A 24,331-nucleotide genomic window follows, 5' to 3' on the forward strand; every position below is an offset into this window, starting at 1 on the left:
TGCTATTAAGTTTCCGATATTTCTGATAAGAAATAAAAGAAGATACAAATATCACACGAGCAAAGACCGAAAATGCTTTGCTGTAGGCGCTAAAAAGTATTTTTCACGACTTATCATCATCAGGGGCAGCGCTTAGAGGAGTCATTAATAGCAGATAGGGACTCTCCCATGAATATAAATCCGGGTGAATCAACCGTTGAGTTGAAACAACAATTGCATTCTCAAGTTCCATTTGACCCAGAATTAGACAAACACAGTAGTAGTGAACAGTTTCTACTGAGCATCTATAATTCTGTGCAGACATCTATATTTATAGTCGATGTTCTAGAAGATGGAGATTTTCGCTACGTAGCCCTAAATCCCACCCATGAACGATGGATTGGAATTAGTTCTGAGAATCTGAAAGGAAAAAAGCCAGAAGATATTCTCTCCCCTGTTGATGCGGTAAAAGTGCGGCAGCATTATGCTGACTGTGTGCGTTTTGGCAAAACCATTTCCTACGAACAATGCTTGCAATTTCAGGGAGTGGCGACTTGGTGGAGTACCACACTAACACCATTGCGAGATGCGAACTCTAGAATTTATCGCCTGATTGGTACAAGTAGTAATATTACTCCTGTAAAGCAGGTAGCCCAAGCCAAAGAAATCCAAACTGCACAAGAACAACTGTTAGAAGCGATCGCCCAATGGATTCGAGAATCTTTAGACTTAGATACACTGCTGCATCAACTTGTCAAAGAACTGCGGCATTGTTTGTGTTGCGATCGCATCTTGGTTTACCATATTCAACCAGATGAGACTGGCGTAGTCATTGCCGAATCAACAGTCACAGCCAATTCATGTTTAGGGCAGAAATTCCCTGATCCTAGCTTAATTAGCAAATATCAAGAACGCAGTGGACGTGGTTGTATTCAAATTATTGAAGATATCTATACAGCCGGGTTACATCCTCACCAAGTAAATTTACTGGAATCCTTAGCAGTGAGAGCCAATTTAGTTGTGCCAATTTGGTCACAGCAGCAGCTTTGGGGGTTGATAACTGCCCAGCATTGCCATCAACCTCATCAATGGCAAGAAATAGAAATTGACTTACTCAAACAACTAGCAACCCAAATTGGCATAGCAGTTCATCAAGCCGAACTGCAAAAGCAAGTACAGCATCTCAAATCCCAGCTAGAATCGCAACAACAGCACCAAGCCCAACTCCAACAAGCCCAGAACTTTCAAATACTAGTGCGCCGCCTTACCGAACAAATCCGCGATCATCAACCCGCAACCCAGGTAGTGCAGACAGCCACTCAAGAACTGACTCAGTTACTACAACTAGAGTCTTGTTACGTTGAGATTTATAGTGCTTGTGGTAGTGAGACAACCGTTACTTACGAATACACAACTACCTCGCCGCAATACCAAGGATTAACGAAAAATGTTGCAGACTTGCCGGAAGTTTATCAACCACTGTTAGCAAAACAGCATTGGCAATCTTTAGAAATCGTTCCGGGATGGCACCCTAAACTACTCGTTCTCACCCAGTTAGCTTGTCCAATCTTTGACGACCAAGGCATTTTAGGGAACTTGTGGCTAAATAGACCAACACAAGAAATGTTTGATGAACATGAAATTAGTTTAGTGCAACAAGTAGCCAATGAATGTGCGATCGCACTGCGGCAAGCAAAAATTGACTCTTCAACTCAAGCACAAATGCAAGCATTAGCACAGCAAGAACGCCTGAAAAACGAATTCTTAAGAACCCTCTCCCACGAACTACGCACACCCATAACTAGCATTAGCCTCGCCGCCCAAACCCTCGAAAGTATACTTACCCCCGAAGGCATCTTAAATATCGAAATTGTTCCCCAATTATTGCAGATTTTGCATAACGAGTGTGGGCGAGAAAGCAAGTTAATCAACGATTTGATGACACTCACATATCTCGAAGCCGAACCTGATGCACCTACATTGATAGCCATTGATTTACAAACATGGCTACCTCCGATAGTTGAATCTTTTCGGGACGTTTCCTATTGCCAAAAACAAAAATTACACCTTCATATTGATCGTCAACTCCCGCCTCTAGAAACAGACATTACCGATTTAGAGCGGATCGTTACCGAACTTTTAAGCTATGCTTGCAAATACACCCCGCCGGGCGAAGTAATTACTGTGTCTGCTGATATCACAGCAGATGCAGTGCAACTGAAGGTTAGCAATTCCGGCTTAGAAATTTCCGCCAGTGAAATACCACGAATTTTTGAGCCATTCTATCGCCTGATGAAAAATGATCCCTGGACATATAGTGGTACAGGATTGGAAATGGCTTTAGTTCAGAAAATGGTCAGACACTTAGGTGGCTCAATCAATGTCGAGAGTGGAGATGGTCAAACTACCTTCATAATCAAATTTCCCAGATAAATTACACTGTAACCCGCTTCCTGATTAACTTTACGTTGGCACTACCATGAAAAATCTGCTATAATCCTTAGCAGTGGGGGTGACTAGCTCAACGGTAGAGCAGTAGACTCTTAATCTATTGGTTGCGGGTTCAAATCCCTCGTCACCCACTGCTTTCAATCTCTTCATTTTCTCTCATCTTCAGAAATTAATCTGGAATTACTGGACTTAAAGGATTTAGGGGAGTAGTGAACACATAATAAATTACTCCAGCTCCAAGAATCATAATTGCCAGACTGAATAGAATTACCCAGCGGTCTGTAGGTTCATAATTATCATCCTCAATATCACGACGCACTGCAAAATAGTGTGCTGTTGACAGCCATACCGTAATTAAACCAACTAGGGAAAAGACTAAACCCAACTTCCAACCATTACCAGGAGTCGGGGACAGAGGGACTTGAAAAACACGTAAACGGACGATAACAACACCAAAACCTAAAAGCGCGATCGCAGTTCGCATCCAAGCCAGGTAAGTACGTTCATTTGCTAAATGATCCCTGATCCGTGAGGGATTTAGCCTTCCTAGCTTCTTTTTTTCTTGATTCTCTTCTGGTGGCTTAGACTCTAATTGCATCAATAACACCCTTAAACCCCAAGAGGCTCCCCTCCAAAAAATACCAAAGTAGTAGCAAATTTCTTTCCAGATAATTCGCAACTTGTGCAGCGATCGCACTTGCAAAATATATTTAAGTTGCTGGTACATTTTTGCCAAAATTTATTTTAATGCAGATATGTTGATAACACAAGTATGAATAACACTATTGTTTATAAAAACCAGCCAAAATAATAGATTTTTTAGGAGTAAGCATTGTTATAACTTTGGTTGTTTATCTATTTACTTGCAATTCCATCTATCGAATAGTCATCATCAAACAGAATTTTTTCATATTTGAGTAGACACATTAATTATGGGTGTATTTATTATGCTTATTTCTTACTGTAGACAATTTAATTAATAGAATCAAATGTTTTTATTTGTCAAAATTATAAATATAAGTGATTAAATTTTGATATCAGGTTTTTAAGGATAGTTTAGTATGGCAGGGATGACCCTGGAGCAGCTAAGAATATTTATCGCTGTAGCAGAGCATCTACACTTTACACGTGCAGCAGAAGAACTGTATATTACTCAGCCAGCAGTTAGTGCAGCAATCCACAACTTAGAGCAAGAATACGGAGTAAAACTGTTTCATCGCATTGGTCGTCATATTGAGATTGCTGAAGCTGGTAAGTTATTAAAAGTAGAAGCACAAAAAATTCTCGACCAAGTGACATTAACAGAACGAGGATTGCGAGAATTGAACAATCTGCAACGCGGAGAATTAAAATTAGGCTCAAGTTTAACAATTGGTAACTATTGGCTACCAAGTAAAATTAGTGAATTTAAAAGTAAATATCCGCAGATTTCCGTTGACTGTAGTTTGGCAAATGCCGAAACAATTTGTGAAGGAACAGCAATGGGGCAGTTTGATTTAGGATTAGTAGAAGGCGATGTTAAGCCAGCCTTACAGAATACTTTAGAACTAGAAATAGTCGGGAGCGATCGCTTACAAATAGTTGTCGGTAAAACTCACCCTTGGTTTGAACGTGGAGAAATTACTGTTACAGAACTGACTCAAACTCCTTGGGTCATGCGAGAACCTGGTTCTGGAACCCAACAAAGATTTGAAGAAGCTCTACAAAATTGGGGTATTAATCTTAGTGAACTCAAGGTAATTTTAGTTTTCAACAGTGGCGAAATGGCCAAAGCTGCTGTTGAAAGTGGTGTAGGTGCAACAGGAATTTCTGAATTAATGGTAAAAAAAGAAATTCAGTTAGGAACTTTGCGAGCAATTCGAGTTTGCACTCAACAAGAGAATTGCAGCAAAGATTTAGAAATAGTCCGACCATTTTTTAAACTCAAGCATCGCCAACGGTTTCAAACGGCTCTGACTAAAGTCTTTGAACAAATGTTGGTTGCATCATACACTACCCTCAATTTTACCGAAAAGCGTGAATTCGATGAATCTCTCCCCAACCTCTCTCCAAGTCGCAGAAGAGCTTAAATATTATTCAGGAGAGAGGTTTTTTTAATCGCTCGAATTAACTTGAATTTAGATAATAGTGAAATCAGAAATAGTCAAAGTTGTGGTGTTGATTCCTGTCAGCGTGGCTAAAACTTCACTAGTGGAAATGAGCAGAATATTTTCTCCAGAAAAAGTTAGTTGACCGAAGCTCAAACCATCAGACAGACCAATTAAGTCAATACCTTTGCGGAAATCGTTAATAATATCACTACCTTGTTCGGAAGCCAAGACAAATGTATCTTGCCCACTACCACCAGAGAGCATATCATTGCCAAGACCACCAAATAACAGGTCATTGCCAGCACCGCCAGAAAGTATATCGTTTCCTTCATTGCCAAAGATAGTATCGTTACCAGCGTCACCAGAAAGCGTGTCGTCGCTTTCATTACCAAAAATAGTGTCGTTCCCTGCACCGCCAGAGATTCTATCATTGCCATTACCACCAGTCAGAGTATCTTGACCTGCACCGCCTGAAAGCGTATCGTTACCTTCATCACCAGAGATGATATCGTTGCCATTGCTACCAGAGATAGTATCGCTACCTTCATTACCGGAGATAGTATCATCACCGTTACCACCGGTGATCGTGTCATTCCCTGCGGAGCCAGTTAAGGTATCGTTTTGATTAGTGCTAACAATAATAGAACCGACAGTATTAGGACTAACTGCGATCGCCACAGTAGCAGTACTAGTCAGGCTACCATCAGTGATGGTGTAGTTGAAGTTAACATTACCGCTAAAATTGGTAGTTGGGGTAAATACAATGAAATCATCTGCTGAGTTGTCCTGAGTGCCGTTATCATTCAACACCACAGTAACGTTGGTTGCACCACTCACATCGGTAATACTGATAATAGTGCTATCGATGTCAGAATCATTTGCCAGCAGCGTACTGACTGGGATAGTGACAGCAGTATTAAAGGCAGTAGTGAGATTATCGTTGATGGCGATCGGTGCATCATTCACTGCCCGTACATTTAAGTTAAAATTACCCGTAGTACTACCGCCATTGCGATCGCTGACAATGAAGGTGAAGCCGTCAGTGCCGTTGTAGTTGGCATTGGGTGTATAGAACCCATTTGAGATCTATGCCTGAGCTAAACGCTTGAGCATGAGTCGGATAAAACATAAATTGAGCTTGGAAGTTGCATGAGCTAGTGTTCGCTCAAAGTTTTTGACCAAACTCTTACATCGTTCCATCCAAGCATTAGAGCGTTCAATTACCCAACGAGCGGCGACTGGGACAAATCCAGTTTTACCAAGTGCGGTCTTTTCAGCTTTGGTTGGTAGTGGTGCTAGTTCAAACCGAATCTTCGTCATAATCTGAGGATAGAGATTTTGCAAGGCAATGGTGATGCGATCAGGGTGATAACCATGATCAAGCAGAATGGTGATTTTGGGGATATTGACAGGCTTGGCTCGAAAGTAATCCAGGTGGTTGCTCAACAATTCAATTAAGCCTTGGTCGTCGGACAAATTGGCTTTGGTGCAATGAGTAAAAAACGGCAACCCCAGAGTATCGACAGCGAGATGACGTTTGATGCCGTTAGTACATTTGTAATGACAAAATCCTTTGGACTCGACGCTGGCATTGCACGTATTTTTTACCACTTGTGAATCAATGATCAGCAACCGCGTCCACTTTGGTTTTTTTTAACTTGTTGACGTACCTCGGAATGTAAAGTTGTCATTATCTGTTCGATAACTCCCTCAGCTCGCCACTGCTTGTAATGCCAGAATACTGTTGAGTAGGGAGGCAAGTCTTTAGGTAAATCAAACCAGTTACACCCATTCTTGAGTTGATAAAATATGCCATCTAAGATTTGTCGCTTTGTCCACTTCGGTGGTCTGGTTTGCTTCTTCTGAGGCAACAGTGGTTCAATTATTTCCCACTCTTTGTCCGTTAAGCTGCTGGAGTACGGCATTTATTTCTTATCTTACCCTCTGTCTCAAGATCCCAAATGGGTTCTATAGACTATACGCAAATTTTAACAGAAGTCAAACATTTTTAAGAACTAGACAAGCTTCAAACCCTGAATTATCTACTTCTTCTCAGTACCAACAGCAACACAATAAAGCGCTGCATGACGTTTCCCGTCAATACCTAACATCGTATTCAAACTCACGTCATAGAATCCACCTACGCAAAGACTGTCCAGCCCCAATTGCACAGCCATAAGGCAGATATTTTCTGCTTGATGCCCAGCTTCTAACAGCGCAAAACGGTAGCCACGCACTCCATATTTGCACATCGATCGCATAAAAACAGCTGTGAACACAAACAAAGCATTTGCATTCAAAATATAATCCTGGTGCAATAAAGGTTCTACAAAGTCTGTCGGTACTGCATTATTCACCTGATGTAAGCCGTGACCGCGTGGTTCGTAGTGATAGAGTCCATCGGCTAAACCTTCCACCGTTTGTGTTGATACAAAAACTTCGATGGGATAAAGCCCTCCCGCAGACGGTGAGTTTCGCGCCTCATAGGCGTAACCTTCAGTTTGACGCAACCCATTAAGGCCGCATCCTGCATCCAGCAGCTGAGCCAATGTCAGCAGCGGCATAACTGTCTTTTCAAACGATCGCACAGAAGACCGTCTCTCTAAAAGCTGACTCAGTGGGTTATCGTGTGATGCTTTTGGCAGTTCTAGAAAAGGAGCCTCCGGCATATACCGCATTTCAGTAGCCGGAACACGTTTGATATAACTTTTAGGTACAGGAGAATTCAAATGATAAAGAAGTGCTAACTCCAGTGGTTCGTTGGCTGTATACATTGCGCTGATTTCCTCAAAAAATGGGGAGTAGGGAATAGGGGTAAGAAATTGCAATTACATATTTGCCAAATCATTCCGCAAATATGCAACGCCATAATTCCCAATCCAAAATCCAAAATCTAAAATTGTCTTAAGCCATAGGATGTGGACATGGATTTAAGTCATCTTTGGTACGTCGGCCACCAAAACCTAACCTTTGTGGCACCTCGAATAAACGCCGACTTCCCAATGGCTCTAGCCCATGACCAAAATATATCGGGACTAATTCACTGGCCAAAGTTCGCACGACTCGAAAACCGAGCGATGCAATATCAGGGCTTGTAATCTCCACTAAATACGGTTCAACACCCACTGAATGCAATCTGGCAATTACAGTTCGTAATTTTTCTCTCTCTGCTGAAGATGTGTAAGTTGATAAATCTTCAACTGTTAGGTAATTGTCATGCTCAAATAAGAATTCCAACTCACTTAGCCGAGCCGGGTTGTAGAAAAAAGCGTTGTGATCATCTAAATGTTGAACATCTTCATATCTATTGAGATGAGCGCCAGCACCACTAGCCTGGCGTTCTATGTCTCCAAAGCGGGCTTGGCAAACTTCAAAAATTGCCTTACGCAGCGCCGTTGGCCCATCGAGATGGCAACCTAAACCTGTTGCCAAAGCCGGAGTTTTGCCTGAACGGTCAATTAACCAGGCCATCACAACCGGGATATTAATATCAGTGGGCAAATAAAAAGCAACTAGTTCAATGCCAAATCGGGCGTAATGGCGTGCAATTTCCGTCTCAATTCCTGAACGGTGAGCAAAATAAATGCGTGGGGCAGGTAGGCGGTTTAACCATGTAATGATAAAAGCGTCACGCTCAATCAACTCACACAAGCCACTGTAAGCAGCAAACTCCAGAGTTGGGCCACTAGCCATGCCATTTGACGTGACAGGTAAAAAATAATCTCCTGGTTGATTGCTATCCCAGTCGAAATAAGCCATGAATGCTGGTACTAACACCTGTTGATTACTTGCCAAATCTAGGGCAGTTATCCATGAAGTCTGCGTTGTTGGATCGAAAGCGGGAAACGGAAAATTTGGGTCGGAGTATTGTTTATCAGAAAATGAGAAAAAAGCTGGGGGAGGGATGGCAGGTTGGTCTAAATCTGCGTGACTACTAACAATTAGTCGCTGATAATCAACAATGCTGCCAGAGTAGCGCTCTACGGCTTCGCCAACTGCACCTAAAATTGCTTGTTCATCAGTCATGCCTCTACCTACGCCATAGCGTAAATCATCCGACTGTTTGCGCAGCTGAAAATTTGCTAATTCGGCTTGCCACAAAACTGGCAATTCAAACTCTGTATAAGGCTTGGTAAACCTTTCTACGGCTCGGATGATTCCTGTATGGGGGCTGACTAAATCGCGCCAACGAGGACTAGCGATCGCGGCATTCACTATATTTTCTCCTGTCGTGAACAATGCGGGCAACCTGGTTTCTTCAGCACAACGTTGTGAGTCAGCTTTGTACCAAGCAAGTCTAGATGGATTAATTTCCCGTCAGTAGCGATGGGTAAACCGAGAAACATTTTGATTGCATCAAGAGCTAAGTAACTTCCCACCAACATCTGAGCTATGGGCAAATTTTCTTGCAATCGTGGTTGAGAACGGCGTTCTCGGTCAAGAAACCGCTCAATAGCCAATTCTGCTTCTGGGAGCTTAGCACAAGCTATAGACCGCATCCGATAGCAGAGATAACAAGGGCCATCCTGAGCAAAGACCAGTGGCCCAAAAGTTCCTTCCACACCAGCCGCTCCACCCGGTAGTAATGGGCGCTGCATTTTCAGGCATAGTCTGTTCAGGCGATAGGCAAGATTGACTGATACAGCATCGGTGGCAACAATCACCAGGTCAACATTCTCAAGCAAAGCATTGATTGTTGCATCGTCCGTCAAAGGATCAGTCACAACTTCAGTTTGGGTTACTTCTGCGATCGCCTCAATGTGACGAGCCGCTTCTACACCTCGAAAAGCACCAATTTGATTCAACACTGAGCCTGACATCATCATCGAATCGGAGGGAAGTGTGCATATATCATCACACAGCCGCAGAAAACCGATACCAGCACTAGCCAAGTTAATAGCAGCTACCAGGCCTGAACCTCCAAGTCCGAACACAGCAATTCTGGCGTTGGCTAAGAGTTTCTGGGCATTCTTTTGCTGAAAGCCTAATTCATGATAAAGACTGATTTGAGGCAGGAAATACGCACGACTATCTAAATCGATACTATCTTCCAAATACTCTTCAACTAAGCGATTTTCCATCAAAAATTCTAAACATTGATTTAGTGAAGAATTTGTCAACTTTTCGTCAATTTCCTCCCGAATTTCTCCTATTGTTCGCGAGCCATCTAGTAAAGGTAATACTATGCTTTCTATATCATGTAGTGCTTGTCCCTTAACTGTCAGTGTTCGCCGCGTTGTATTGAAAATCATCGTTTCTTCACCATGACAATCTGGCGGCATAATATGAACAACAACATGTTTTAATAAACGCAGGCGCTGATTATCATTTAATTTCATAGCCTTTTTTGACTGTCCCAAGCTCTAAAAAAAGTAGAAAAGTATGAAAAATCAATTTTATCTAGCAAGATTTGGAAGAAGGAAAACCCTGTTTTTGCAAATAAAATAAAATAGGAATAGACAACAGACAAAAGTCTAATATCCTATTTTTATGGTAAGAATTACCCTGCCTTCAGGGTTTGTTCAATCAAGAAGTAAAAACAGGGTTTGGTTAACTATTAGAGCGATATTTTGTGGCTCTAAACTCAAAAAAATTGGTTTTTAGAATTAGTTTTCTCCAGAAAATTTAGTATCCAAATCCGAACTCTTCTGCGTCATCTAGTTCATTTGACATTGCTCCGGCTTCAGTAACTCGACATCCGCATCCACGACATCCGCATCCACGACATCCGCATCCACGACATCCGCATCCGCGACATCCGCATCCACGACATCCGCATCCGCGACATCCAACGCAGCCTCCACATCCACCACATCCGCCGCAATTAGCAAACCATCTTTGGCTAGTCTCAGATTCAAACATTCCTGGCATTGCTAATTTTTCTAAAGCTGCTATTTCCTCATCAGACAACAGTAGTTGTTCTAATTTGTCAGCTTTATCTTCTAAACGCATATCGATTGTTTGTTGGGTCAGTGTTTTTTCTGCAAGCATGGTCAGTTACTCCTTTTAACTTCAATTCATTAGCCTGTTTGCAAATCTGCATTCAAGTTCATGAAAAGCTATGCTCATTTTTGTGCATCAACTAGCTTTCATGAAAGAATAGAGATGGGAACAAGTGAATGTGAAAGATGACCATAAAATCAGACAATAGTTAATGTCTAACTATATATCCTTATACAGGTATAGTTAAACAAAAACACTCAGCCTTTTATTCAGAATTTCACTAATCCACAAAAGGTTAAAATCACTTTTTGATCAGTGGCGGGAACTTCCATCATAGGATTTAGCTTCCCTCAAACCTTGTCTTTGAGAAAACTTTTGTTACTATTAGTGATACATTGTCTTGTTTTGATCATCTAACTTCTCTAACATTATCTTTTTCCAGAGTTTTTTATTCTTTCTGAAGTAGTATAGTTTTTACTCTTGATAGTGATATTGTTCTTACTTAAGTAGGATTATTTTTAATTTAAGTAACCTCTAATATATCTTCCTGCATTGAGATACTGATGCAGTAAAACTGGAGAGACTTTAAAATCAAAAGCACCCTGACAGTCAAGACCAATTTTTTTATAGTGCTTTTAGCAAGTTTAAAGTTGATAAACTATACAACATAAGTTTCAAAACCAAAGAAAAAACCTATTTAATTCAATACTAAATAAATAATCAGGTTTAATTAATGAGCGATTTAAGAGTTTGGTTTACAGACTACACGAAAACTTTATTTCGTTCTCTACCTTTGCTATGGACAGCAGCACCAAGAGAAATGGTATTTTTGATTGCTGTCACTTTATTGCAAGGGTTTCTTCCTGCTATAAGTGTTTGGATTACCAAGCTAGTGGTAGATACTGTAGCAACAGCGTTAACATCTGGTAGAGAATTAGGATATGCAATTCTTGCGCCTTTGGTAGCAGGATGGGTTGGAGCTTTACTACTAGAAACACTGCTGTATCCTTGGATATTTGCACTTCAAGGCAATCTCAATGACAAGTTAACGGCTCACATTAGCTTATTATTAATGCATAAAGCTGATAGTTTTGCGGATTTGAGCCGTTTTGAAGATTCTCTGTTTTATGATGAGCTACAACTTCTGCAACAACAAGCAGGCTATAAACCGTTGAGTTTACTGGAGAATTTGGTTGAATTAGGTCGCTCGTTTGTGACTTTGATAGTGATAGTTGGGCTATTAATTCCCCTAGCAGTTTGGATTCCATTAGTAATTGCGATCGCAACTATACCGCAAATCGTAGTTTCTTCTCAGTATGGCAAGGCTATTTGGCTAACTTTATTTGAGAACAGTCCCCAAGCGCGGAGAATGGAGTATTTCACTTCGTTAATGTTGACTGACACTTATGCGAAAGAAGTCAGGTTATTTCAGCTAGGTTCATTTTTTATCGAGCGTTACCTACAAGCATTTCAGTCTTTACATCAAACGATGCGCCATCTGCGGGGTAAGCAAGCATTTTGGTCGTCTAGTTTAGCTATTCTCAGTACTTTAGGAAATGGTTTTTCATTTTACTGGGTGGTACAAAAAGCTTTTCGCGGCGAGTTCAGCCCTGGTAGTGTACTTTTATTTGTACAGTCATTGACTTACTTCCAGAATAGTCTTGAAAGATTGGTTGCTAATTGGTTGCAGCTTTTTGAAAATATTCTTTATATGCAGCAGTTTTTCAACTTTCTTGATAGTCCCCTTCCGATGCAACTGAGCATTCCTGGAGAAAAAGTCCCAACTCCAATTCGTTCAGATATTACTTTTGAGAATGTGGACTTTCACTACCCAGATAATCGCTTAGCTCTTCAGAATATTTCTTTTACAATTTACCCTGGACAAACTGTTGCCATAGTCGGAGAAAATGGTGCAGGTAAAACCACTTTAGTCAAGCTGTTGACCAGACTATACGATCCAACACAAGGATGTATTTTAGTTGATGGTATAGATCTAAGAAATTTAAATTTAGAGCAGTGGCGACAACAAATTGCAGGAGTATTCCAAGACTTTGGTCATTATGCGCTGACTCTAGGAGAAAATATCGCTTTGGGAAACCTAACTGCTTTGGAACATCCAGATATTCTCAGATATGCAGTTGAAAAAGCCGATATTGCCAAACTAGTTGATGATTTTCCCACAAGAGAAGATACACCCCTAGGTAAGCAGTTTGGTGGTACAGAACTTTCTGGCGGTCAGTGGCAAAAGTTAGCTTTAGCTCGTGCTTTTGTCCGGCAAGAAGCCCAACTACTACTTTTGGATGAGCCGACTGCTGCACTCGACCCCCGCAGTGAATATGAACTCTACCAGCGATTTATTGAGTTAGCTGAGGGCAAAACTACAATTTTAATTACCCATCGGCTGGCTTCCGTGCGAATGGCTGACCGCATTTTAGTCCTCAAAGCTGGTCATTTAATTGAGGATGGTACTCACCAGGAACTTTTACAGCGTGGAGGCGAATACACCATGCTGTGGAATATGCAGGCACAACATTATGGTATTTCTAATTAACAATCAATCCGCATTTGAGCTTTCTTTAAGCAAACTTGAAATTTCTCAGCCAGCATTTGCACACTGGGTTCATCAAGTAGAGAAAGATGAGAACCATGAATATAATCGATTTCTAAATTGCCCATCACTACATCACCCCAGCCAAATTGAGGATCGTATTGCATTCCCACAGCATCGCTACGGTTTTTATCCTCAGTCCGCAACAAAGTAACATTACCTGGATACTGCTTAAAGGTATAGTTACTTAGGGCTTGGGCGTTAGCACCAATAATATCCAAGTACTTTTCAGGTTGTGGGGAATTGACAGCAGCATTTAATAGTTGAGGTGCAAGCTCTAAGGAATGTTTGTATCTTTGCTGTAAATGGTACTTAAACACCTGACTCACTCCTACAACTTTGCGCCAAATGTATTGCGGCCCCTGCTGGATGAAATTTTCCCAATGTATAGGAACGCGCTGCCAAAATGGTAATCTTTGGTTATAACCAGGACGACAAGTATCAAACATCGCCAGAAGTGCTACTTTCTGCCCTTGTTTGTGGAGTTGTTGCGCCATCTCAAAAGCCGCTACACCACCAAAAGAATATCCTGCTAGAAAATAAGGGCCTTGTGGTTGAACAGCCTGAATTTCTCGGATGTAATGTGCAGCTATATCTTCCATACGAGCAAATGGCGGTTGTGTTCCGTCCATTCCTTGCGGTTGCAGCCCATAAACAGGCTGTTCTACTCCTAGATAAGTTACTAAATTACGGTAGCAAAGAATTTCTCCGCCCAAAGAGTGAATCAAAAATAAAGGTGGCTTAGAACCTTGAGGTTGAATTTTTACGAGAGATGACCAGCAAGATGTTGATTTATTTTGTTTGTCACGGATAATTTGGGCGATCGCTTCTACTGTACCAGATGAAAATAGTACAGCTAAAGGCAGTTGAAGACCCAATTTTTGCTCTATTTCTGCAAATATCCGCACAGCTAAGAGAGAATTTCCTCCCAAATCAAAGAAGTTGTCTTGCACGCCAATAGGATGAATACCTAATATATTTTCCCAAATCTGGATTAATTGCCGTTCTAAATCATCACGCGCAGACACACAATTTTCGAGTGTAAAACTGGGTGCTGGTAAAGCAAGACGGTCTACTTTACCATTAGGTGTTAATGGTAATTTATCCAAAAACACAAATGCACTAGGAATCATGTAGTCAGGCAATTTATCCCGCAAATAATCCCGTAGTTCTTTATTAGTAGGTTTTGTTTGTTGAGCAACAATATAAGCTACTAACTTTTTATCATTGGAAATATCTTCACGGGCTATCACAACAACTTCTTTAAGCTTACCCGTTTTGAAAAGTGCCATTTCGATTTCTGCAACTTCGATGCGGAAACCTCTAATTTTCACCTGAAAATCTTTTCTGCCCATGTGTATTAGGCAGCCATCAGACTCAATGCGTCCTAAATCTCCAGTACGATAAATCCTTTCTTCTCCATCTTCAGAGATTGATAAAAATGCTGCTTTTGTTTTTTCTGGTTTTTGCCAATAGCCAAGGGCTAAATATTTACTTTTAACCGCAATTTCGCCAATTTCACCATAGCTAACTTCTTCCCCAGCTTCGTTCAAAAGCACAATTTCCATATCTGAGACTGGGTAACCAATAGGTACGGTGCTAGTAGTAATTTCGCTATTTTGATCAACTATAAAATTACAAAATGTTCCTGTTTCTGTAGCTCCTAAGCTGGCATATAAAATACAAGTTGGAGAAAAATATTTTTTATATGCTTCTACGTCTCTTTGTAATGTGGCTTCACCTCCTAATTTCAATAAGCGAATATGAGGAAATTGTTCTTTGCCTGTGAAGGTATCGATAAAGTGCCGAAATAACGTGGCAAAGGAATGATAAATCGTAATTTTTTCGGTAATTAACCAATTAGCTAAATTAGTAAATCCTTCTTCTTTGACATTAAATGAATATAGTGATGCTCCGTTGAGCAAAGTATAGAAAATACATAATAAGCCACCTAATGCACCACAAGAATAAAGAAAAACTACACGGTCTTCTGGACTGATAAGTAAAGTATTAGTATCATTCATGCAGTAATGCAAGCTATAACGATGGTTATGAATAACTCCTTTGGGTTTTCCAGTTGAACCACTCGTGTAAATTAAATATGCTGGTGCATCAGGAAAGATTTTAATATCTGGATTTTCATGAGAAACTTCAGGAGATATATCATCAATATTTAATACTTGGCAATCATTAACAGCTAACTGATTTGCTAAGCTTAAATTCAAATTATTAGTAACAATTAAATTAACTTGCGCATCCTCTAAAATATATGCTAGTCTTTCTTGAGGGAAGCCTGTATCCAAGGGAACGAAAATTTTACCTGTTTTTAATACACCAAAAATACTGACAAAAAAAGTTGTACCTTTTTCTAATAACAATGCTATCGTTTCTTGTTCTTCTCCACGTTGAGAGAGAATAGTATTAGCTAAACGGTTGGCTCTGTTATTTAATTCTGCGTAAGTTAGTAATTCCGTCTTATTTTTAACTGCGATCGCTTGTGGATATTTTTGGACTATTGTTTCCAATCGGCTGCCAATTGACTGATTTATATCTGTTTTTTTAAATCTAATAAATCCTTTGGGTGTATTCAGCCAATGGTGACAAACAAATGTTTGTGTTAAATGTATTTCTGGCAAGCTTCTTGAAATATTACTCATAGGTAATGAAAATAACTAAATTTTGATAAACCTAAGAAAGTTAAAACTTTAAAAAATTTAAAATATATTGCCTTTTAAATTTTCAAAGTTTAATTTCTTTCTTGCTTATCCTAGGTTTTTCTAATTAACAATGATGTGGAGATACACTGGAAAAGTACTGGAAGTTCAAATTTAGATTTTTTACCCTGGTCTCAAACACAATATCCAAAGGTTTGAGGCATATAATAACTCAGGTAGAGTTTAACTTAACAAGATATGCTCACTCAAACTATCTTGCTTTTCTTCCAGCGATATTACTTATGTCCTGGACAAGTCTAGATACTATAACTATTTCATTAAAATTGCCAAGTTATACATATCATGGTTTATCAAATCTTTATTTATACTTTATGAACAACTTGATTATTATCAATGCATCTATCTATCAAAAGTAAACTTTGAGTGTGTAAAGTTAACCAAATTCTCTAGTTATAAATTCTGATTAAACTATTTGGAGAAAAACAGTAACAAAATACTCTTTAGATGTAGAAATGACGGGAAAGATGCTAAAAACCCCTCTCCAAACCTCTCCCCTACGAGGAGAGAAGCTTTGCAACCCCCATTCCCTTGTAGGGAAGGGGGGGCTAAGGGGGTTAGGTTTTTAAGATTTTGATGTTAACAATAATACTTTTCAAACAGCCTCTTATATTAAATCGGATTGCTTGCTATATATTTCAGACAAAATGATACAAGACTACCTAAATTCTTCGGTGACATTAGTGATTAATGCAACTTTGAAATCGGTGAAATAGAGATTCGATTTTCGTAAAAGTATTTTTAAATAACCAATTTTAGCAAGATTTTAAGATTTTCTACCATAACTGACAAGACAGTTAATAAACTTATCATATGCTGAATTTTTATCATTGACCTTTTGATAGATTAGACCTCATCTCTAAAAGCAGTATATTGGGACGAGCTAACATAGAACTTGTTATTGCTCTTCATGCTATATCAGTAAATTGCATCTCAACAGACCAAAAATTATTAACTTTATTTTTAGGTAATCTGATAAGTCATGACATCCCCTGAGCCTCAAATTGATTTTGAAAAAGAAGTTGCGGAAACATCATATCAACCACCTCAAAAAAACTGGCGAAAGTGGCGATTATGGTTAGCTTTAATACTAATACTAGGGGGTGGAGGTGCGATCGCTTGGCGTTTACTAACTCCTGTACATCATCCAACACCGTCAACTAATATTCATACACCAGGAGTAAGAGCCAAAATTGCACCTGTGCAATTAGGCACAATCGAAGAAAGTGCAGAATACATCGCCAGTCTGGAGTCTCGGCGTTCTGTCAACCTCCAGTCGAGAATTTCCGGCCAAGTTACCCAGATATTTGTCAAACCGGGAGATACTGTCACCACAGGTACACCGATTATCCAAATAGACTATAAAGCCCCACCACCAACAGCCACAGCTAATAACGGTGCAACCCAAGCAGCCGCAGCACTACTAGAAAATGCCCGCGCCACACTCCGCGCCTTGGAAGTAGAAAGATTATCGAAAGTTGCTGAGGTGCAGGCAAATCAACTAGATTACGAAAAATCTGCTAGTTTAGCAGACCAAGGCGCATTATCACGACAAACTAAGGATTTGTCCGCCAACAGGCTGGCTACATCGAAAGCTAATCTTGATGCTGTAAATTCTCGAATTCAAACCCAAAAAGCTAGTATCTTGCAAGCTGAAAATGCTATCCGGCAAGCTGATGCTAACTCTAGACAACCACAAGGCCAGCTTCCAGATGACAAAATTACTGCTCCCTTCAATGGCACGGTGGGTGATATCTCTGTAAAAGTTGGTGACTTTGTAACTACTTCTGCACGACTAGTTAATTTTGCCGAAAATCGACCTTTAGAAGTCGCATTAACTCTACCACTAGAGCGCGGGCCGCAACTACGCAAAGGAATGCCTGTGGAGATTATCAATACCCAAGGGCAAGTTTTGGGTACAAGTCGAGTATTTTTAATTGCTCCTAATGTGAACACTCAGCCGCAATCAATCTTAATTAAAGCACTGTTTAATAACACCCAAGGGCAACTCAGGGCAGGTCAATTAGTGCGGACAAGAGTAATATGGAGTCAGCGTTCAGGAGTTTTAATTCCTACTACCGCAGTAACTAGGGTGGCGGGTGACACTTTTGTCTATGTGGCAAAACAACAAACCACCCCCCAAGGAGTTTCGCAATTAGTAGCGCAACAAAGGCAAGTGAAGTTAGGTAATATCAAACAAAACTATTACCAAGTTTTGGCAGGATTACAGCCAGAAGATCAAATTATTATCTCAGGACTGCTGAATATTAGAGATGGTGTGCCTATCGTTCCTGAATCTTAGTAGTGAGTGCTGAGTTTTGAATTAAGTTATTCCGTAAATTTAACCTTAGTGTTGTAGGTTAAGAGCAAATCATCGCTAGTAAAGCAGGATTAATATATGGCAGCTTTAACAGGGAAAGTTGCAATTGTGACTGGTGCATCGCGGGGAATTGGCAGAGCGATCGCTTTAACTTTAGCTCAAAAGGGTGCATCTGTCGTAGTTAATTATGTGGGGAATGCAGGCAAAGCCCAGGAAGTTGTTGCAGAAATCGAAAAGCTGGGAGTGCAAGCAATTTCTCTTCAAGCTGATGTAGGTAGTGTGGCTGATATTGAAAGCCTTTTTGAAAAAACAATTGCCCATTTTGGCAAAGTGGATATCTTAGTCAACAATGCTGGCACAATTATCTACAAACCCATTACTGAAATTACTGAAGCAGATTTTGACAAAATTTTTGCCATCAATGTCAAAGGCACTTTTTTTGCCTGTCAACTAGCTGCACAACATATGGCAGTAAAAGGAAGAATTATTAACTTTTCTTCATCCGCTACAGGAATGATGTTGCCAACCTACAGTGCTTATGTAGCAACTAAAGGCGCAGTCGAACAGCTTACGCGGGTGTTGGCTAAGGAGTTAGGTGCTAAGGAAATTACTGTGAATGTTGTTTCTCCAGGCCCGACAGATACAGAACTGTTCCGTGAAGGCAAAAGCGCAGAACAAATCAATCGTTTAACCCAAATGTCAGCTTTTAATAAACTGGGTGATGCCCAAGAAATTGCCGACGTGGTGGCCTTTTTAGCCAGTGAGGAAGCACGTTGGATTACTGGGCAAAACATTCGCGTTAACGGTGGGGTTGTGTGAAGAAAGTCATCACTGCTATTCATGAGCAATCCGGTTAAATTGCTCTTTAGCTTTATAATTTTCCTGGAATAGCAGGCAAAACAGGTAAAGAAAGATGGGCGAATAAAAATTTGTATAAAACGTTTTCTGTTATACAAAATTGGCTCATTAACCTAATTTCAAGTCTGTTATTTGACTAGGCAATATTATTTCACAGGCATCTCAAAACTATGGATTTATCAAACATTACTACTCTGAATAACTTAGAAGCAGCATTCGGTGGTGAATCGATGGCAAACCGCAAGTATTTATTTTTTGCGAAGGTTGCTAGTAAATTGGGATTTTCAGATTTAGCAAAACTTTTCCGCGAAACAGCAGAACAAGAAACTGAACACGCTTTTGCTCATTTTGAGTTGTTGCATCCAGAACTTGTAGTGAAAGATCCTGCTACTTTAACTGATGAACAAAAAAAGCAAATTGTCTCTCGTTGCTTATCTTTAGCAATTGAAGGTGAGACTTACGAATACACTACAATGTATCCCGAATTTGCCCAAGCAGCAAAAAGCGATCGCGATAATCCAGCCGCAGCAGAATTTCTTAAGCAAGCACAAGAATCAGGCGAACACGCTAATACATTTCGGGAAGCTGCACACCGTTTTGGTTTGCTCAAATTTATCGAAAATTACCACGCCGATCGCTACACTGAAGCATTAGAAGTATTAAATGGCGGACAAGCTGTCACCAGAGTCGCTAGTGAAGATCCCCAAACTCGCAAATGGATTTGTAGACAATGCAGCATGATTTACGATCCTGTAGCTGGTGATCCTGATTCTGGAATTGCCCCTGGTACACCTTTTGAAGATATTCCTGATGATTGGCAATGTCCAATTTGCGGTGCTACCAAAAAGACTTTTAAACCCCTGGAAGAAAAAGTTGCTGCTTAAAAATAGAGTATAGAGATTAAAGACAAGAGCCTAGGAAAAGGGATTTTTAAGTAATTTTGTTTTGCTGAGTAACAATTACTAGCCCCTGATTCCTAGCCTCTGGTCTTTTTTTCATCAGCACAAATCATCCCAATTTAATTAATAGAAATTTACAGTAAAAATACTCAGCCACTGTAAGTTTCTGTTTTAGCTGTACTAGCTATGTGATTATTTTTCAACTAACTCAGAATCAATGTAATCATCGGAATGATTACATCCTTCAGCCATTGAGCGATCCCAGAATCTGCGGCAACAAACATGATCATCTTCTATGGATGTTTTTTGATTTATGTCTGCGGGTCGATGCGAATGTTCTTCTATTAGTTTTAAAGCTGTGTAAATCACTTCTTGGGTATTTGTATATTTTTCTGATTCACTCCGAAATTTATGTATTTGATCATCTTCAGGAGTTATCAAAATATTCATTGGTTGAGTACCTCTGTTATCTGTTATAAAATTTTACTGTGTTTTGCTATTAATAACCTTTTAGGTAACTATAGCAATCATAAATAAATTCAGAATAAATCTATCTATTGACTGTTCCATTTTGGATTCTTTCCTAATGAGTTCATCAATCAAATTGGAATGTTATCTTACAACAATCTAAAACAAAAAATATTACAATATCTATACTGCTGGTTTCAGTAGTAGGATATTGTACGTATTTCTGCTGCATCAGAGTCGCTGCTAATTTATATTTACAAGAGCAATTGTGAAAATCCGCTGAAGTCAATTGATACAAAACAGCACCCATCCTAAAATTATGAGGCGGGAGTTTCACAGCCCATTTAACGTAGATGAATGCTGACGACTTTTTTCACCAAGGTTTTAACAAAAATTTGCAAGGAGACTGTCAAGGAGCGATCGCAGATTATACGAAGGCGATTCAGCTAAAACCTGACTTTGCTGAAGCCTACTATAATCGCGGTAATATTTTGTATAGCTCACTCCGAGATTATTATGGAGCTATTGCCGATTTCGACAAGGCAATTCAAATTAATCCTAGTTTTGCTGAAGCTTATCATAATCGAGGTAACACTCGTTATTCTCTAGCAGATTACGAAGAGGCGATCGCTGATTACGAGTGGGCATTGGCAATCAATCCCAACTTAGCAGAATCATATCATGGTCGCGGAAATGTTTACTGTGCTTTAGGCGAGTATGATCGAGCGATCGCAGATTATCAGCAAGCGATCGAAATTAATCCTGAGTTAGTTTCATATATAGATATTGATATAGCACGAGCTTTTCATCATCGGGGTGTAGCACGCAGCGAGAATGGCGAATACCAAGTAGCACTAGCAGATTTTCAGCAAGCATTACAGTGGTATCCCCAATATGCTGCTGTCTATAGCAGTCGCGGTAATATTTTCCATATTTTAGAAGAATACGAGCAAGCGATCGCTGATTATGAGCGGGCATTACAGCTAGATCCTAATCTGGTGGAAGCTTACCATTACCGGGGTAATACCTGCCATACCCTAGGAAACTATCAAGCTGCAATTGCTGACTACAATCGCGCATTACAACTTAACCCTAATTTTGCTCCTGCTTACTACAATCGCGGAGTTGTGCGTTCCTATCTCAAAGATTATCAGGCGGCGATTGCTGACTTTAACCAAGCTCTGACATTAAATCCTGAAGATGTGCAAGCATACTACGAACGAGGACTAGTCAAAGTAACTTTGAGCGATTATCCAGGTGCGATCGCAGATTATGAACAAGCATTAGCGCTAAATCCGACTTTAGCTTTAGTCTATGGTTTTCTGGCTCATGCTCGTTGTCAATTGGGTGATTACCAAGGCACAATCGCAGATAGCAACCGCATCTTGCAAATTCATCCTGAATATGCACAAGGATACTGCGATCGCGCCACTGCTCGTCGTTGTTTAGGAGATTATCAAGGCGCAATCTTAGATTACAATCGCGCACTACAACTTAATCCCAACTTAGCTACAGCATACTATGGTCGCGGTTTAGCCCGTGAAGCTCTGCAAGATTATTTAGCAGCTGTAGAAGAATATAGCCAAGCCATCAAAATTGAGCCGGATTTTTCTCCAGCTTACTGTAACCGCGGTAATGCCCTGCGCCTTTTAAACGCAGAACAAAGAGCTTTGGCAGATTATAATCAAGCCATCAAAATAAATCCTAGTTTAGTAGAAGCTTATTACAACCGGGGTTCGTTACGCTATGCCTTGCAAGACTATCACGGTGCAATTGCAGACTACACCACAGCTTTGCAAATAAATCCTAACTCGGCAGCATTTTGCAGCGATCGCGCCAGTGCATACTACGCTTTGCAAGATTATCAAAACGCTATCGCGGATTACAACCAAGCCATTGCCCTTGACCCCAGTTTTGCAGAAGACTGGTATCATCGCGGGCGTAGTCGTTTGCTGTTAGGTGACTTGCAAGGCGCATTAGCTGACTTAAACCAAGCTTTGCAACGTCAACCTCATTGGGCTTCAGCTTATATGTTACGAGCTGATGTCTACCGCCAACTAGAAGATTTTCAAGGTGCGATCGCTGATTTTCAACAATCTGCCAACATCTATTATCAAGAAGGAAACATCGAGTATTACCAACAAATGCTCACTGCGATCGCGCAAATCAAGTCAGAAGTCTGAAGTTAGAAGATTTTCTGCTTCATTGGCTTCTCATCTATGATTTGATCTGAGATTGCTGCAATTTTTGCATAAAAACTATGTTTATTTTGCAATTACTAATTTTACAGACACTTATAAACTGTCATGATTGACTAGTTTATAGTGTTGTTGTTTTTTTGGGAAAGGCGGAGAGCAAATATTCATAAAGCATCCGCCATTTATTTTTTCCGCTACAAGCATTGTTAACACTCTGACTTTTCACGGGATCTGAAAAACCCCTCTCCAAACCTCTCCCCTGAAAGGAGAGAGGCTTTGAATGTTCCCCCTTCCCTCGTAGGGAAGGGGGTTAGGGGGTTAGGTTCCAAGTTCACTTTTCCACATAACGTGAAAAGTCAGGTTAAAACTGAGTTGCACTCAAAAATAATCTCTCGACTCCCACCCTACGTTAATATCTTTGGCTGCAACTTGTTATGAGATGATCCGACTACATACAGATTGCGCTGTAGTATTATGTTTAATCTCAATTAAGTATTTTCCCTGTTGCACCAATATCTATTCCCAAAATAGTATTTACAAAATTGTTTTTATGATCTACCCATTGTGAAGTCAATCCTCCAAAGTTACTTAGAGCAAGAAATTTGGCTATTAATACGAGATAAGTGGTATTTCGCAACAATTATCAATGTTTGTGATGATTTGTTGCGTTTTAAACATAGAACTCATAATAAAGATACAGAAGAAGATACTTTGTGGGAAATGGTTGTGAAAACCAGTGAAGTAGTTGCTATTGATAAAGTTATATCTGTTGTTAGTAGAAAACCAGATGTGTTTATTTCCCGTCTGTTAGAAACTAATAGACAAACAGATAATCAGCAACCAGAACATTAAAACTAAAAATAATTAGTGTAGTGTAATTAATTGTGAGAAGGGAGATGCGATCGCGTCTCCCTTTCTATTATTCGTCATCTTGTCCGAAGGTCACACAAGGGCTATCAATTTCTACCATTGGCTGAAATGAACTGCAAAAATTGACAACATCACAATTAACAGCTAATTCATCAGGGTGAATGCACTCTATTCCTGATTCTACTTTGACATGAAAAGCACATTCATTGCATATCGTTTGACGTGGCAATGATGATAAAACTTGATTTAACTGAGGCTGTTGTGTGACGGTAGTTGGATTATTTCTTAAACCTTCTAAAACTTGCAATATAGATTTGATTTCTGAAGATTGTAATGCTTGATTAGTAGATGTAAAAAACTCGGAAAGATTGGCTAATCCTTGATGTTCATATACACTAGCTTGTAAAACCATTTCTAATTGATCAATTTGCCTGACAAATTGAGCTTCAAGTGATTTACCTTGTTCATATTCTTCCCACAAATCAATCAAGTATGAGCAATTAGGAAGTTTATCGAGTATTTGAGTTAGAGACTTTCTTTCTAATTGATATTTTTCTTGTTTATCAATTCCATCGCTAGGAGTGAAGTCACCAGCATAGAGTTCTCCCAAATCATGGATTAAAGCCATCTGGATTACTTTAGTTTTATCCACATCAAGTGAATAAATATCTACTAACAATAATGCGAGTAGGGCAACACCAAAAGAGTGTTCGGCAACGCTTTCACAATACTTGGTTTCAATACCGTGTTGTAACCAGCCCTGACGATATAATTGTTTGAGATGATTAAATTCAAAATAAACTTGAATAATTGGCAAAGTATTCTTGCCTGCTAAAAGGGTGATAGGTAAAGCAGCTTTTATTTGCATTTTAAGTATATAAAACAGGCTGAGATCGCCGACTTCTCACAGAATTC

Annotated in this window: 19 protein-coding genes, 1 tRNA gene and 1 pseudogene; 9 read left to right on the forward strand and 12 right to left on the reverse strand. The window is 39.9% G+C overall.

Going from position 1 to position 24,331, the window contains the following annotated elements; translation table 11 throughout:
* Positions 1 to 168 precede the first annotated feature (168 nt).
* Positions 169 to 2,412, forward strand: a complete 2,244-nt coding sequence (locus ACMX3D_RS26180; RefSeq protein ID WP_482748704.1) for a GAF domain-containing protein — start codon at positions 169 to 171, stop codon at positions 2,410 to 2,412.
* Positions 2,413 to 2,489: 77 nt separating this feature from the next.
* Positions 2,490 to 2,561 (forward strand) — tRNA-Lys (locus ACMX3D_RS26185).
* Positions 2,562 to 2,599: 38 nt separating this feature from the next.
* Here ACMX3D_RS26185 and ACMX3D_RS26190 read toward each other — a convergent pair.
* Positions 2,600 to 3,157, reverse strand: a complete 558-nt coding sequence (locus tag ACMX3D_RS26190; protein ID WP_482748705.1) for a YidH family protein — start codon at positions 3,155 to 3,157, stop codon at positions 2,600 to 2,602.
* A gap of 334 nt (positions 3,158 to 3,491) precedes the next feature.
* Here ACMX3D_RS26190 and ACMX3D_RS26195 point away from each other — a divergent pair, with 334 nt between their 5' ends.
* Positions 3,492 to 4,499, forward strand: coding sequence for a LysR substrate-binding domain-containing protein (locus tag ACMX3D_RS26195; protein WP_482748706.1), 1,008 nt, complete (start codon positions 3,492 to 3,494; stop codon positions 4,497 to 4,499).
* A gap of 48 nt (positions 4,500 to 4,547) precedes the next feature.
* Here the strand turns inward: ACMX3D_RS26195 and ACMX3D_RS26200 are convergent, their stop codons facing one another.
* The 8 genes and pseudogenes from ACMX3D_RS26200 to ACMX3D_RS26235 form a co-directional block, all read right to left on the reverse strand.
* Complete coding sequence (locus ACMX3D_RS26200) at positions 4,548 to 5,486, reverse strand: calcium-binding protein (RefSeq protein WP_482748707.1); 939 nt, start codon at positions 5,484 to 5,486, stop codon at positions 4,548 to 4,550.
* A gap of 27 nt (positions 5,487 to 5,513) precedes the next feature.
* A pseudogene (locus ACMX3D_RS26205) lies at positions 5,514 to 5,606 on the reverse strand (Ig-like domain-containing protein); the annotation flags it as partial.
* Entirely contained in the window at positions 5,607 to 6,131 is a 525-nt protein-coding gene (locus tag ACMX3D_RS26210) for a transposase (protein WP_482748708.1), read from the reverse strand.
* A gap of 14 nt (positions 6,132 to 6,145) precedes the next feature.
* Complete coding sequence (locus tag ACMX3D_RS26215) at positions 6,146 to 6,445, reverse strand: transposase (RefSeq protein ID WP_482748709.1); 300 nt, start codon at positions 6,443 to 6,445, stop codon at positions 6,146 to 6,148.
* 117 nt (positions 6,446 to 6,562) lie between these two features.
* Positions 6,563 to 7,189 carry a SagB/ThcOx family dehydrogenase gene (locus tag ACMX3D_RS26220; protein WP_482748710.1) on the reverse strand — a complete coding sequence of 209 codons (627 nt, stop codon included), beginning with the start codon at positions 7,187 to 7,189 and terminating at the stop codon, positions 6,563 to 6,565.
* Between the two features lie 235 nt (positions 7,190 to 7,424).
* Complete coding sequence (locus ACMX3D_RS26225; protein WP_482748711.1) at positions 7,425 to 8,735, reverse strand: YcaO-like family protein; 1,311 nt, start codon at positions 8,733 to 8,735, stop codon at positions 7,425 to 7,427.
* On the reverse strand, positions 8,735 to 9,859 hold the full coding sequence (locus ACMX3D_RS26230) for a TOMM precursor leader peptide-binding protein (protein WP_482748712.1): 1,125 nt from the start codon (positions 9,857 to 9,859) through the stop codon (positions 8,735 to 8,737). Before ACMX3D_RS26230 ends, ACMX3D_RS26225 begins: the two co-directional genes overlap by 1 nt.
* A gap of 286 nt (positions 9,860 to 10,145) precedes the next feature.
* The gene (locus tag ACMX3D_RS26235; RefSeq protein ID WP_482748713.1) at positions 10,146 to 10,511 is read right to left on the reverse strand and encodes a hypothetical protein; all 366 of its coding nucleotides are present in this window, start codon (positions 10,509 to 10,511) and stop codon (positions 10,146 to 10,148) included.
* A gap of 685 nt (positions 10,512 to 11,196) precedes the next feature.
* Between ACMX3D_RS26235 and ACMX3D_RS26240 the strand changes: the two genes are divergently transcribed.
* A complete protein-coding gene (locus tag ACMX3D_RS26240) occupies positions 11,197 to 13,014 on the forward strand; it encodes an ABC transporter ATP-binding protein (protein ID WP_482748714.1) in 1,818 nt (605 codons plus the stop codon).
* Here the strand turns inward: ACMX3D_RS26240 and ACMX3D_RS26245 are convergent.
* On the reverse strand, positions 13,011 to 15,728 hold the full coding sequence (locus ACMX3D_RS26245; protein WP_482748715.1) for a non-ribosomal peptide synthetase family protein: 2,718 nt from the start codon (positions 15,726 to 15,728) through the stop codon (positions 13,011 to 13,013). The two genes, ACMX3D_RS26240 and ACMX3D_RS26245, sit on opposite strands and share 4 nt — an antisense overlap.
* A 1,057-nt stretch (positions 15,729 to 16,785) precedes the next feature.
* Between ACMX3D_RS26245 and ACMX3D_RS26250 the strand changes: the two genes are divergently transcribed.
* From ACMX3D_RS26250 to ACMX3D_RS26260, 3 genes are all read left to right on the forward strand, one after another.
* Positions 16,786 to 18,105 carry an efflux RND transporter periplasmic adaptor subunit gene (locus ACMX3D_RS26250; protein WP_482748716.1) on the forward strand — a complete coding sequence of 440 codons (1,320 nt, stop codon included), beginning with the start codon at positions 16,786 to 16,788 and terminating at the stop codon, positions 18,103 to 18,105.
* A gap of 96 nt (positions 18,106 to 18,201) precedes the next feature.
* The gene (locus tag ACMX3D_RS26255) at positions 18,202 to 18,942 is read left to right on the forward strand and encodes an SDR family oxidoreductase (protein ID WP_482748717.1); all 741 of its coding nucleotides are present in this window, start codon (positions 18,202 to 18,204) and stop codon (positions 18,940 to 18,942) included.
* A gap of 209 nt (positions 18,943 to 19,151) precedes the next feature.
* Positions 19,152 to 19,865 (forward strand): rubrerythrin family protein, encoded by a 714-nt coding sequence (locus ACMX3D_RS26260; protein ID WP_482748718.1) that lies wholly within the window; start codon positions 19,152 to 19,154, stop codon positions 19,863 to 19,865.
* Positions 19,866 to 20,072: 207 nt separating this feature from the next.
* On the opposite strand, the gene ACMX3D_RS26265 is transcribed toward ACMX3D_RS26260, so the two are convergent.
* The gene (locus tag ACMX3D_RS26265; protein ID WP_482748719.1) at positions 20,073 to 20,330 is read right to left on the reverse strand and encodes a hypothetical protein; all 258 of its coding nucleotides are present in this window, start codon (positions 20,328 to 20,330) and stop codon (positions 20,073 to 20,075) included.
* Positions 20,331 to 20,701: 371 nt separating this feature from the next.
* Here ACMX3D_RS26265 and ACMX3D_RS26270 point away from each other — a divergent pair, with 371 nt between their 5' ends.
* Entirely contained in the window at positions 20,702 to 22,531 is a 1,830-nt protein-coding gene (locus ACMX3D_RS26270; protein WP_482748720.1) for a tetratricopeptide repeat protein, read from the forward strand.
* Positions 22,532 to 23,110: 579 nt separating this feature from the next.
* The gene (locus tag ACMX3D_RS26275; protein WP_482748721.1) at positions 23,111 to 23,398 is read left to right on the forward strand and encodes a hypothetical protein; all 288 of its coding nucleotides are present in this window, start codon (positions 23,111 to 23,113) and stop codon (positions 23,396 to 23,398) included.
* Between the two features lie 67 nt (positions 23,399 to 23,465).
* On the opposite strand, the gene ACMX3D_RS26280 is transcribed toward ACMX3D_RS26275, so the two are convergent.
* Positions 23,466 to 24,284, reverse strand: coding sequence for an HD domain-containing protein (locus tag ACMX3D_RS26280; RefSeq protein WP_482748722.1), 819 nt, complete (start codon positions 24,282 to 24,284; stop codon positions 23,466 to 23,468).
* Positions 24,285 to 24,331: the final 47 nt, after the last annotated feature.

Source organism: Anabaena sp. TISTR 8404, assembly GCF_056847745.1.